Origin of the sequence: Methanobrevibacter sp. 87.7, assembly GCF_002208625.1 — an archaeon.
In the GTDB taxonomy this organism is placed as follows: domain Archaea; phylum Methanobacteriota; class Methanobacteria; order Methanobacteriales; family Methanobacteriaceae; genus Methanarmilla.
In genome coordinates this window covers 1-12,564 of sequence record NZ_MRCT01000040.1, presented here as the reverse complement: position 1 = coordinate 12,564, position 12,564 = coordinate 1, and the positions used below count along the sequence as shown (strand labels likewise).

Genomic DNA, 12,564 nt, shown 5'->3' with positions numbered 1-12,564 from the left:
AAATAAAATAATCATATAAAAATAAAAAATTCAAATATATACTCTAAAATCATAAAAAAAATAAATGAATAAAAAAAATTAAAACAAATGTCTTTAAATAATAAAAAAATAAAATCTTAATAAAAAAATTAAATAAATAAAAAGTTTAAATTTTATAAGAAATAAACTAATTTTATATTAAAACTCATAAATTACTTTAATTAAAATTAATAATTTAATTAAAAAAGTATATTAATAAAAATTTACTTTAATTTAGAATATTATAATTTAAGAAAAGGTATAACATGATAAATAAAGAATATCTTATTGAAAACATAAAAAGAATAAGAAAAGAAATTGGTCATGAAGATATAGAATTTAATATTAAAGAACTTAACTATTGTGATAATACTAATGAACTATGGATAATAACTGAAGATAGACCAGATAAATCTGCAATAATTGGAAAAGGTGGATGGGTTGTTGGTCGTCTACGTGAAGAACTTGGATTTGAAAGTATACATGTTGAAAGCTATACAGACTTTATACAAAAAGAATACAGATTAAAACTTTCATATAAGAAATTAAATTCAATACTTAATAATAAAGATGAAAATTATTTTGCATATACACCTCTTATGAATCTTAAAAACACAATGAAAAATAAAATTGATAATATTTATTCATTTAATTTAAAAGATTATCTTGAAGAAAATTATAAAGATACCTTTAATGATAATTCTATAGAACATAAAGCAGTTGTAGCACTTTCAGGAGGTGTTGATAGTAGTTTTTCACTTGTATTTGCTAAATATCTTGGATTTAATCCAATAGCAATTACAATAGATCCTGGAACAATAGTATTACCAAAACAATTTAAATATAATATTGATAATTTATGTAATGCTTTACCTGCAGAACATAAATATATTCCAATTGATTATACAAATTTAGTTGAAGAAGCATTTACTGGTAGATTCCATCCTTGTGGTAGATGTTCAGGAACAATAGAAAAAAGGATTTTTCAATATAGTCTTGAAAATAATATACCTCTTGTAATATTTGGAGATATGTTATCAACAGGTAGCCAATGTATTACTGATAACTACTACAATAATGAAATAGTCCAACGTTTAAACCTACCTGCATCCCTTTCATGTGGTAAATTAGATGGTAAACATATAATGAAAGACTATCCAATAAAATCAATAAAAGGATTTGGATGTCCTCTCTTATATGAAGTACATAAAAAATTCCCACATATGAAAAAATATTCAATTCAAAGAATTTTAAGAGAAACTAGAGCTGGTGCTTTAGAAGTTGGAGAAGCTTTAGATTTAATATGGAGTTTTTATAGAACAGATTAAAATTAAAACTCAATTTTTTAAAAATTAAAAATAAAGTTTTTACAAAAAAACTATTAAAATTCCATTTTCTATAAAATTAAAATAAAATTTTTACAAAAAACTATTAAAATTCTTTTTTTATATTTTATTAAGAAATATAAATTTAAATAATAAATTAATTTTTGATATAATAAATAAAATAAATTTATTTCAAAAATTATATAAAAAATAAAAAAAATTTTTATAATTTAACTAAAAAAATATAAAATTTTATTAATAATTAAAAATATAACAATTGTTAATAAAACATTAAAAATTTAATTAATAAATAAATTATAAAAAAATAAAAAATTTATATAATAAAATATAGAAAAATCTATACATTATGCCTTATTAGTTTTAATGGAAAAATATTTGTCTCGTAAACAAATGATAGGGGTTCAATTCCCCTATAAGGCTTTAAATAAAAAGATAAAAGATTATTATGAAAAAGAAAGTATGTCCTAGATGTGGATCACGTAATGTAGAATGGATTATACCTCAAGTATGGTCTAGATGGGTATGTTATAATTGTGATTATACTGGACCAATAATTGAAGTTGACGATGAAATGGAAAATAAAATCGTTAAAAATTGGAAAGAAAATAAAGAAGAAATTCTATATAAAGAATCACTTAGAAAAAATAAAGATAATGAAGAAGATGAAAATGAAGAATTAAGTGATGAAGAAATAGATGAAAAACTAAAAAAATTAGGTATTTAATTAAAAAATAAAACTAAAAATTTAAAATATAAAAATAATTAAAAAAATAGAATTAAAAATTTTAAATTAATAAAATAAAAAAATAATTAAAAAAATAGAATCATAATTTAAAATTAATAAAAAAGAGAATTATTCTCCTCTTTCTTCTTTAATAAACTCTTTAATATGATTCATAGCAAGAGTAACCATTTCCGGTGATGGACCACCAGGAACTTTTCTCATTTTAACATTTTCTAATGGATTAAGAGCATCACTAACTAATTTTTCATCAAGATTTAATTTATCAAAACCAAGTTCCTCTGCAACATCATCAACAAATTTACTTGTAACATCAGTTGCTTCTAAACCTTGAGCAGTTGCCTCATTAACAACACGTCCAACAATTTTATGTGCTGTTCTAAATGGTATTTTTCTTTCTCTAACCATAATATCTGCTAAATCAGTAGCTGTAGCAAAGTTTTTACCTGCAAGTTCAAGACATCTATCTTCATTAAATGTTACAGATAAAAGCATTTTAGATACAATACTTAAAACAGCTTTAGATTCTTTAAAACTTCTCCATAAATGAGGAGTAATTTCTTGTAAATCTCTATTATATGTATATGGTAATGCTTTAAGCATAGTTAAAACAGTGACTAATTCTCCATTAACACGAGTAGCTTTACTTCTTGCAACTTCTGCAACATCAGGGTTTTTCTTTTGAGGCATAATAGAAGAAGTTGAACAATAAGCATCATCCATTTTAATTACACCAAATTCATAAGTACTCCAAAGAATTAATTCTTCACAAATTTTAGATAAAGTAGTACAAAGTGATGCAAGATCAAAAATTGCTTCTGCAGCAAAATCACGAGAAGAAACACCATCCATTGAATTTTCAAGGTATCCATCAAATCCTAAAAGTTTAGTAGTAAGTTCTCTATTAATTGGAAAACTAGTAGTAGTCATTGCTGCAGATCCTAATGGATTAAGATTAACTCTTTTATAAGTATCAGATAACCTTTGATAATCTCTTTTTAATGCTTGAACATGAGCCATTAAATGATGAGCAATAGTAATTGGTTGAGCATGTTGAAGATGTGTAAAACCAATAAATACAGATTCTTTATAATTATCTGCCATATCAACTAAATTATCCATAAAATCTAGAATATCACTTTGAATATCACGTATTTTCTCACGTAAAACTAAACGAATATCAGTTGCAACTTGATCATTTCTAGATTTTGCAGTATGCATAAATCCTGCATCTGGACCAACTATATCAGTAACATAATTTTCAATAGCCATATGAATATCTTCTACAGCAGGATTAAAATCTAAAACTTCATATCCTTCTTCTTTAAGTTTAACTAATGCACCAAGAATTTTATCTGCAATATCAGCATCAATAATATTTTCTTCTTTTAACATTGTAGTATGTGCAAAATTACATTTAATATCTGCATAGAAAATTTCTTTATCTGCTTCAAGTGATGAAGTAAATTCTGCAGCTTCTTCAGTCATTTCTTTATTTAATCTTCCACTACGTAAAATCAAAAGCTCACCTTATTTAATTATTTAAAAAAAATTATATTAATATAATATTTGTTAAATTGGTATAAATAATTTGTTTAATAAATATAAAGAAACTAAAAAAATTAAAAAGATATTTATTCAAAATATAATAAGAAAAATACTATAAAAAATTAGACGAAAACAAATAAAAACTACAAAAACAGACAAACAATAAGAAAAAACTACAAAAACAAATAAAAACTACAAAAACAGACAAACAATAAAAATAAGAAAATTAAGTAAATATACTTAATTTTTATTTTTCATTTCGGTATATCCACATTTACCGCAAGCGTATCTATCACCATGATCAGCCATAAATACTCCGCCACCACAACGAGGACATATAGGATTTTTTCTAACTAATTTACCATCTTTAACTTCGTATAAACTAGATACTTTCATTAAAAAGCCTCCACTTATTCTTCCTCTTCTTCTTCAGAAGGTTCAGTGTTTTTTAAAATAACACTTTTAGTTTCAATATAATCTAAATCATCTTTAGTTGCATAAACTTTAGCATAACCTAAAGCTTTAGGTTCACCATAAAATGGTTCAATAGTGTCAACAACTAATAAATCTTTTTGTGAATCAAGCATAGCAACTAATTTGTTTTTAATATCTAAAACTTTAGGAGTTGCTTCTTTTTCATAATTTACAAAAAATTTTACTTCATTCCTATTAAATATTTTATTTTCATTTTGTTCTATAATTTCTATATCCATAGTTAACCCTCTATTTTAATTAATTCATAAGGTTAGCTAATTTATCATAAGAGCAAATAAATTAAGGATTATATTTCCTTAAAATCATTGATAAATTTTTCACCTTTATCTTTTAAATCGCCAGCATTGAGTACAACTAAACCCTCATTTGGCTGTCCATATAATACAGTAGTATCTTCTGGAGCTAATTGAATAATAGGAAGAACTGCAAGATCTTCTTCCCCATCAACAACAATAAGATATCTTTCATTAGTCTTAATTGATTGTTTAATAGCAAAATCTATGGTTTCCCAAAGATTATCAGTAATAGTTCCAGCAGGATTTACTGCTGATAAAACATTATTAGTATAATTTATATTGGAATTATATGCATTTCTCTGAATATGATTATCCATTAATGCAACATCTGGATAAATATCATGAGAAATAAGGTTTTTTAAAGTACAATCACCTGCAGAAATCAAAAAATTAGAAGATTTAATAATATCTAAAGCATCTTCAAAATTAGGATATAAATCACCTAACGGCTTTTTTAACTCCTGAATTAATTCACTAGTAATTTGTAACAACTTAAATTCCCTCTAAAATAAATTATTTATAAATTATTTAATTTATTATTAATCATTATACATTAGTAAATATGTTATTAATCATATTTATAATTAAAGTATAATAACTAAATAAAAACTTCAATAATAATTAAAAATTAAATATGAGTAAAAAATAAAAATTTAAAATTAAATTATTTATTTAACTCTTAAAGCATATTCTCCAGGTAATGTAATATTTAATTCTTTAGCTACTTTAGAATTATCTGGATCTAAAATTATTAAAAAACCACTCCAATTTTCTGAAGTTGGTACATTACCATGACATACAGGACATACTTCATTTTGAGTTATTCTTTTACATTTAGTACAAGCTCTTTCACTCATGCTTTATTCTTCCTTTTTTCCTCTTTAATCCACTCTAGATTTCCTAAACCTGGTTGTCTCATTGTAAGACCAATTCTATTATTTTTAATAGATTTGGATTTAAGACTTAAAGCTATAATTCTAGCTCTAACTAAATCTTGTTCTTGAAGAATTTTATCTGATTCACTAGCAATAAGTGCTCCATTTTTAGGATCATAATTAATATAATCATCAGTTACTTGAGAAACGTGAACTAAACCATCCATAGGTCCAATTCTTACAAATGCACCAAATTCAGCAATCTCAATAACTTGACCATATACAATTTCTTGTTGTTCTGGTTTATAAAATACTGCAGAGAAAACAACATGATGATAAGTTGCACCATCACCAATAATTAATTTACCTTCACCAATTTTATCAATAGAATAAACACAAATTAATAAACCTAATTGTTTATCTAATTGACCAATGTAAAGTTCATTAAGAATTTCTATTGCAACATCTTCAAGATTTTCTTCAAATTTATAAGGAGGAATCCTTACAGTATCCTCTATTTTTGTCTCATAATACAAAACAATCCCTCATATTTCTTTAAAAAATTTAAATAATTTATAAATAATTATAAACATGAATTTTGAATAAATTTTAATTTAAAGATTAATGATATAATATTTTAAATCATAATATAAATTTTTAATGATTAAAATTATTTAATTTTAATTAGATTTTAAATATTACATGAATAAAACAATAAAAATGATTTCTAAATTATTAATATATAAATTAATTTATATCTATATAACGTTTTTGACGTATATAAGCTACTCGAATAGATCGTTTTTTAGCCCTTTTTCTCAGTTCAATATCGTTAGTAGCGAGTATTCGAGATTTTGATATTCTAAGAAGTGCATCATCAACAGTCTCTCCAGTATTTGTTGAAATATCCATTATTTCAACGTTACTTGATTTAACATATTTTAAACCAAGAGCTGCCTCAGTCCTAACATGAGACTTCTTATTATTTTTTAAACCTTCTAGCTCTTTAATAACACATATTGGAGTTGTTAATTTATATGATGGCAAAGTTTTCCTTAACTCTTCAATAACATCAATATTAAATTGAAAAGGAGCCATAAAGAAATTTGTATCAATCACAACCTCATTTACCATTTAATGCCTTCTAGAAATATATTAAATTCTTATTTTCAAAAATTAATGAATTAAATAATTAAATAACTATTTAATTAATTAAAATATTTTATTAAAATTTAAAAATAAGATTATAAAAAATCTAATTTATAATACCGAAACCAATTAATCTCCAACGAGCTCCAACTCTACGACTTAAAGCTACTCTTGCACCTTTATCAGCACAAATTGGTAATTTTAATTTAACTTCAACTAATCCACCTTTAAGTGATGTAACAACACCAATAGTAGTGGTAGTTCCAGAGTTGATCATTAAAAGTTCTTTAAATTTAATTGGAGAAACTTCTCTTTCTTCTTTAGTACCTACAACACGTTCTAAAAGATGTACTTTCATTGAAAAGCTAAATAAAACTGGTGGTAATTTTCCTTCTTTACCAACAACAGAACCATTTAATGAATCTGCTTTGGTTAATGATGGATCTAATTTAGTTGCAACGCCAATAAGACCACCTGGAGAAACTTTTTCAACTTGTTCTCCCCCAGCTTCTAAGCCAATAATTTCAGATACAAGTGGAACCCACTCAGAAGATTTATCATTATTAGCATTAATATCTACACCAGGTTTAATTTCAATAGTATCACCTAAATGGAGAGTACCTTGAACTAAAGTTCCACCAATAACTCCTCCTTTAATTTTTTCAGGAGAAGAACCAGGTTTATTAATATCAAAAGAACGAGCAACATACATTAATGGAGATTTTCTAACGCTTCTTCTAGGTGTTTTGATCTTTTTATCGAGAGCTTCGATTAAAATATCTATATTTGCACCTTGTTGCGCAGAAATAGGTATTATAAGGGCATCTTCGGCACAGGTACCTTTTACAAACTCCTTAATTTCCTTATAACTTTCTATAGCTCTTTCTTTGGAAACAATATCAATTTTGTTTTGAACTACAATAATATTTTTAACTCCAATTACATCAAGAGCCATTAAATGCTCTTTAGTTTGAGGTTGTGGACAATATTCATTAGCAGCAATTACTAAAACAGCACCATCCATTATTGCAGCACCAGATAACATTGTAGCCATTAAAGTTTCATGCCCTGGAGCATCTACAAATGAAACTTTTTTAATTACATCAGTTTTACTACCACAATGCTCACAAACTTTTTTAGTAGTATAACATTGAGGTTCATCACATTCAGGACATCTTCTTAAATCAATATCTGCATATCCTAAACGGATAGAGATACCTCTTTTAGTTTCTTCACTATGTGTATCAGTCCATACACCAGATAAAGCTTTGGTAAGTGTAGTTTTACCATGATCTACATGTCCTACTAAACCTATGTTAACATCAGCCTGTACTTTCACAGATTACACCTTACTTTAAATTAATAAAAATTTTTAAAAATTAAAATTAAGAATAGTTAAAACTATTCTTCATCTTCTTCATCAGATCCTAAAATTTCATCAAGAGATTTAGATCCACGACTTAAAACAATAGTATTAATTTGAACAATATCATCAGAGATAGTATTTCCTCTAATGGTTTTTCTTCTTTTTTCTCCAGATTTTGTAGGTTTATATCCTACTCCACCAGATACTAAAGTTCTAATTCTTCTAGGTCCAGATATATCTTTTCTCATAGCAAATCCGTTTTTATCAGATCCACCAGTAATTTTTAAATTGTATCCATCTAAACCAAGAATACTACCGTCAAAGTCGTCACCAATTTTTAAACCATTAAGACTGGTATTATCAGTTTCTACTTGATAAGTAGTTTCTTTATCTGAAACAACAACTTTATATACCACGAATATTCCTCCTATACATTTTTAAAATAAATATATGTTTACAATGTTTTAAAATTCCCTTAATTAAATTAATAATAATAACCTAAAAACAACATTTAAGTCTTAAACATACTTTAAAATGAACTAAAATACAAATCGGAAAAATACTTTAGATTCTAATAATTAATGTGTTCGATATGATATGGTTATAATTTAATTAATTTTCAAAAAGGCCTAATTTACCCCAATCAGGATCATTATTCCTTTTTATTTCTAAAAATTCATCTAAAGTTTTTAGTTCATCTTCAGTTAATTTATCTTTAAATTCACAATTAAGTACTTTGTAATGATTTTCAGGAATATCAACATACAATTCGTCCCCTTCTTCAAAGTCTTTACCAGCTACTGCATCAATAGCCATAGCAACTTTTTGACCACGGGTAACAGATTGTAAAGATTCACCATTATCTTCCATACTTTCTATTTTACCTACAGGATGACCATTAGCATTAATTAATGGATAACCTGGTTTAATAGTACCACTTAACACCTCAACACCACAAATTGCAGGTTTACTTTGGCGGAATATTAATTTAGGAATAGAATATATTTTACCTGGTTTAATAATAGCATTAAGATAAGCTTTACGTTCAGCTTCTTTCATTTCTTGGACCCAAACAGTATAATCTTCAGTTAATTTATAGATAACTTCTCCAGAAAATACTTTAATATCAGATTCTTCTAAATCTTCCTTAGCTTTAGGATGTATATTTACATTAAATGCAAAAATAACTCCATGTTCTGGGTCTTCTTCTGCAGCGATTTGACCATTAATAATATCTCTTCTTGAAACATCACCTATATCTGCTGATCTGATAGGAACATCCATATCAGTTAAAAGACTAACAATAGCTTCAAGTGAACCTAAAGTATCTGCTTTAACTAATACTCCTTCATCTTCAGTATCAATAGTTACATTGTCAATTTCTTTTTTAATTTGTTCTTCAACATCTTCATCATCATTTAATACTTGAAGAGGAGATCCTGAAATAACATCATCTAAATTAGGAGCTGAAATTTTAACTCCTGCTGCTGCAGTAACACTATCAATATGATCAAATTTATTCTTAGATTCCCTCATTTCCTCAAGAGGATGAGGCTTAAGAATAGATCTAATTTTAGTTGTTATAACATCACCAGGAACCATAAGTGCAATTTCATCATTAACTTTTAAAACACTATCATAAATAATAGTATCAATAGTTGTACCTAAACCAACTTCTTCTTTAACTTCAAGAACAGTTCCTTTAGCAGGAGCATCTTCATGAATTTCAAGTGATGAAATAAGATATTTCTGTGCAAGTCCAAGTAACATAGAAATAAGTTCAATAAGACCTTCACCAGTATAAGCACTTATTGGTACAATAGCAATTTGAGATGCAAAATCAGTTACACGATCAAATCTTTCAGATTGGAAACCTTCTTTATGTAGAATTCCAACTAATTCATAGACTTTCATTTCTAAATCTTGTTGAACATTAGGAGCTTGATCTTTAAAACTATTCATGAAAGCGGAGTTCTCATGAACTTCCCAACCAAATAATTTATCAATTTTATTAGCTGCTACAATAAATGGGGTTTTATACAATTTAAGAATATTTAAAGCCTCAAATGTTTGTGGTTTAAAACCTTCATTAATATCAACAATTAAAATAGCAAGATCAGCTAAAGCTCCACCTCTTTTTCTTAATGAAGTAAAAGCAGAATGTCCAGGAGTATCAATAAAGAAAAGACCTGGAATAGTATCAGTGATTGACAATTTTTCAATAAATGGTCCACAAATATTTTTAATTGTATCCATAGGTATCTCTGTTGCTCCAATATGTTGAGTAATTCCTCCAGCTTCTCTACTAGCTACAGTACTTCCTCTAATATTATCAAGCAAAGTTGTTTTACCATGATCAACATGACCTAAAACTGAAACAATTGGTGATCGTATATTCATTTTTTATCTCACATTATTAATTATAATTTAAAAATTTAAAAAATAAATTTTAATAAAAATTTATTAAAAAATTTAAGTTAAACCTATATTTTTGTAAACATTAAAACTATTCATAAATCCAACTGTTGTCAGACATTGAATAATCAACAATTTCATCATCATTAAAGAAAAGATTAATTTCTCTTTCAGCAGATTCAGGAGCATCAGATGCATGGATTATGTTTCTTCCAGTATCCATACCGAAGTCTCCTCTAATAGTGCCAACATCAGCTTCTTGAGGGTTAGTTGCACCAACCATTTTTCTGATTACACTAATTGCTTCGTTACCTTCAATAACCATTGTAAGAACAGGTCCTGAAGTAATATATTCAATTAATCCTTCAAAGAAAGGTTTATCTTTATGTTCACCGTAGTGTTCTTTTGCTAATTCTTCAGAAATCATTCTTAATTTCATAGCAACAATTTTTAAACCTTTTTCTTCAAAACAGGAAATAATTTTACCCATTAAACGACGACCTACTGCGTCAGGTTTTAACATTACATATGTTTTTTGAATCATTGTTTAACCCATTTAACTTTTCTTGGTACTCTACCAAGTTTAATCATATTTTTTTCACATTTAGTACTACAAAAGAAATAAATGGAACCGTCTTTTTTAACATACATTTTTCCAGTACCATCATTTATTTCTTTACCACAGAATGAACAAGTTCTCATGTAAACACCTTCTTAAAATACTATGGAGTTCTAATTTCTTTAGCTTCTCTAATAGTATCGAGTAACATTAAAACATCACCTTCTCTTACAGGGCCCATGATGTTTCTTGTTAAAATTCTTCCTTTATCTCTCCCATCGAGGATTCTGCATTTAACTTGCATAACCTCTCCAGTCATACCAGTTCTTTTAAGAACTTCAATGACTTCAGCTGGAGTTCCTTCTTCCATATAATCACCGTTTTTAACTAAATTGAAAGACTAAGTCTTCCTACAGAGCTAAAAAACTTAGTTTTTAAGTTCTGCTACTTTTTCAACAACTTCTTTTACTAAATCTTCAGCGTCTCCAGCATCAACAATACAAGCTGAAGCAGTACCAACAGTTAAACCTGCAGCTTCGCCTACTTGTTCTTTAGTAGCTAAGTAAACATAAGGAATTTCTTTTTCTTCTGCAAGAACAGGGATGTGAGCTACGATTTCAGCAGGATCAACATCTTCTGCGATAACGACTAAATCTGCGTTACCTCTTTCAATAAATTTAGTTACTTCGTTAGTTCCTTTTGCAACTTTTCCTGAATTTTTTGCGGTTGTTAAAGCTTCTTTAGCTTTTTCAGCTATTTCTTCCGGTGTATCAAATTTTACATAAATTGGTTTTGCCATAATATTTACCTCCTTTTTCATCTGGTCATATACCATCCATCAGCAAATAAAATTATAAACAGAATCTGAATATAATAAACTTGCTTAATTCTAAAATCTTTTTTTAGATTTTTAGAATATAATAAAGTCTATAATTATCTTGAATATATCATATATCACTAAATAAAATCCCATAAAAAATAAAAATAGCAGGATTATATTTTCAATACTTTATATTTTATAATAAAAGTTAGTATCAATAAACTCAATACTATAATTTAGTAATTAATGAAATTCTAGAAAACTAGACATTATAAACTTTAGTATTTCTACTTTATAAAGGTTTCCTATATACCATTAATTTTAAAGAAAAATAATCATTATTTTTCTATTTAATTCTAAAATTTATAAAATTTTATAAAAATATCATAATAAAAATTAGATAAGAAAATAAGTCAAAATATAAAATCTACAAAAAAAGTACAAAAATCAATAATAATAAATAAACATCAAATAAATTTTGAAGGCTTAGGAACTTAAACTAAAGTTAAAACTAACCCTCAAAATCAAAAATTCTAAAAGCCAGTTACTACTTAATCCATAAGATTTTTACAAGCTAATTTAATATCTTCAGCTTTGACCGTTTTTCTACCAGCATGTTTTGCATATCCAACTGCTTTTCTTGAAATTTCATGACCACAGTCTTCAATAGCCATAGCTAATTCATTTTTAGCATCATCACTTACTCTGTCAGCACCAGCATTTTTTAAAATTCTTCCAATAGGAGCTATAGGTAATTCCATATTTTCACCTCAATATTTGTTAATAATATTTAATATATTTTAATATATAAATCTATTGTTTAAATACTGTTTATTTTGGTGAATTTTATATAATAATTAATTATTGTATTAAACTATAAATAGATTTTTTTAAAAGTCTGTATAAAAAAAAAATTTTAAATAAAAGAAAAAAAT

17 protein-coding genes are annotated in these 12,564 nt (G+C 26.2%); 2 read left to right on the top strand and 15 right to left on the bottom strand.

The genetic code is table 11. The features are described from left to right. Positions 1-284 precede the first annotated feature (284 nt). Both BGI41_RS03175 and BGI41_RS03170 read left to right on the top strand, forming a co-directional pair. On the top strand, positions 285-1,346 hold the full coding sequence (locus BGI41_RS03175; protein WP_088538796.1) for an ATPase: 1,062 nt from the start codon (positions 285-287) through the stop codon (positions 1,344-1,346). Positions 1,347-1,809: 463 nt separating this feature from the next. Further along, a complete protein-coding gene (locus tag BGI41_RS03170) occupies positions 1,810-2,088 on the top strand; it encodes a hypothetical protein (protein ID WP_088538795.1) in 279 nt (92 codons plus the stop codon). A 129-nt stretch (positions 2,089-2,217) separates the two neighbouring features. Here the strand turns inward: BGI41_RS03170 and argH are convergent, their stop codons facing one another. The 15 genes from argH to BGI41_RS03095 all read right to left on the bottom strand — a co-directional run bounded on the left by argH (position 2,218) and on the right by BGI41_RS03095 (position 12,390). Beyond that, entirely contained in the window at positions 2,218-3,627 is a 1,410-nt protein-coding gene (argH, locus tag BGI41_RS03165; protein WP_088538794.1) for an argininosuccinate lyase, read from the bottom strand. Positions 3,628-3,894: 267 nt separating this feature from the next. Continuing rightward, on the bottom strand, positions 3,895-4,050 hold the full coding sequence (locus tag BGI41_RS03160; RefSeq protein ID WP_042707513.1) for a 30S ribosomal protein S27ae: 156 nt from the start codon (positions 4,048-4,050) through the stop codon (positions 3,895-3,897). Positions 4,051-4,064: 14 nt separating this feature from the next. After that, positions 4,065-4,367, bottom strand: coding sequence for a 30S ribosomal protein S24e (locus tag BGI41_RS03155; RefSeq protein WP_088538793.1), 303 nt, complete (start codon positions 4,365-4,367; stop codon positions 4,065-4,067). A 68-nt stretch (positions 4,368-4,435) separates the two neighbouring features. Further along, positions 4,436-4,936, bottom strand: a complete 501-nt coding sequence (locus BGI41_RS03150) for a GTP-dependent dephospho-CoA kinase family protein (RefSeq protein WP_088538792.1) — start codon at positions 4,934-4,936, stop codon at positions 4,436-4,438. Positions 4,937-5,113: 177 nt separating this feature from the next. Further along, positions 5,114-5,302 carry a transcription elongation factor subunit Spt4 gene (gene spt4, locus BGI41_RS03145; RefSeq protein ID WP_088538791.1) on the bottom strand — a complete coding sequence of 63 codons (189 nt, stop codon included), beginning with the start codon at positions 5,300-5,302 and terminating at the stop codon, positions 5,114-5,116. Next, entirely contained in the window at positions 5,299-5,856 is a 558-nt protein-coding gene (locus BGI41_RS03140; protein ID WP_088538790.1) for a DNA-directed RNA polymerase, read from the bottom strand. The genes spt4 and BGI41_RS03140 overlap by 4 nt, the downstream gene beginning before the upstream one ends. A gap of 211 nt (positions 5,857-6,067) precedes the next feature. Further along, positions 6,068-6,439: a PIN domain-containing protein gene (locus BGI41_RS03135; RefSeq protein WP_233126301.1), complete on the bottom strand. Its 372-nt coding sequence runs from the start codon at positions 6,437-6,439 to the stop codon at positions 6,068-6,070. A gap of 136 nt (positions 6,440-6,575) precedes the next feature. Then, positions 6,576-7,808, bottom strand: coding sequence for a translation initiation factor IF-2 subunit gamma (locus BGI41_RS03130; RefSeq protein WP_088538788.1), 1,233 nt, complete (start codon positions 7,806-7,808; stop codon positions 6,576-6,578). Positions 7,809-7,870: 62 nt separating this feature from the next. After that, on the bottom strand, positions 7,871-8,251 hold the full coding sequence (locus BGI41_RS03125) for a 30S ribosomal protein S6e (protein WP_088538787.1): 381 nt from the start codon (positions 8,249-8,251) through the stop codon (positions 7,871-7,873). Between the two features lie 196 nt (positions 8,252-8,447). Next, complete coding sequence (infB, locus tag BGI41_RS03120) at positions 8,448-10,235, bottom strand: translation initiation factor IF-2 (RefSeq protein ID WP_088538786.1); 1,788 nt, start codon at positions 10,233-10,235, stop codon at positions 8,448-8,450. Between the two features lie 106 nt (positions 10,236-10,341). Continuing rightward, entirely contained in the window at positions 10,342-10,794 is a 453-nt protein-coding gene (gene ndk / locus BGI41_RS03115; protein WP_088538785.1) for a nucleoside-diphosphate kinase, read from the bottom strand. Then, complete coding sequence (locus BGI41_RS03110) at positions 10,791-10,952, bottom strand: 50S ribosomal protein L24e (RefSeq protein ID WP_088538784.1); 162 nt, start codon at positions 10,950-10,952, stop codon at positions 10,791-10,793. The genes ndk and BGI41_RS03110 overlap by 4 nt, the downstream gene beginning before the upstream one ends. Positions 10,953-10,972: 20 nt before the next feature. Next, a complete protein-coding gene (locus tag BGI41_RS03105) occupies positions 10,973-11,179 on the bottom strand; it encodes a 30S ribosomal protein S28e (protein WP_016358306.1) in 207 nt (68 codons plus the stop codon). Between the two features lie 57 nt (positions 11,180-11,236). Continuing rightward, positions 11,237-11,608, bottom strand: a complete 372-nt coding sequence (rpl7ae, locus tag BGI41_RS03100) for a 50S ribosomal protein L7Ae (RefSeq protein ID WP_088538783.1) — start codon at positions 11,606-11,608, stop codon at positions 11,237-11,239. Positions 11,609-12,180: 572 nt separating this feature from the next. Continuing rightward, entirely contained in the window at positions 12,181-12,390 is a 210-nt protein-coding gene (locus BGI41_RS03095) for a histone family protein (protein ID WP_088538782.1), read from the bottom strand. Positions 12,391-12,564 lie beyond the last annotated feature (174 nt).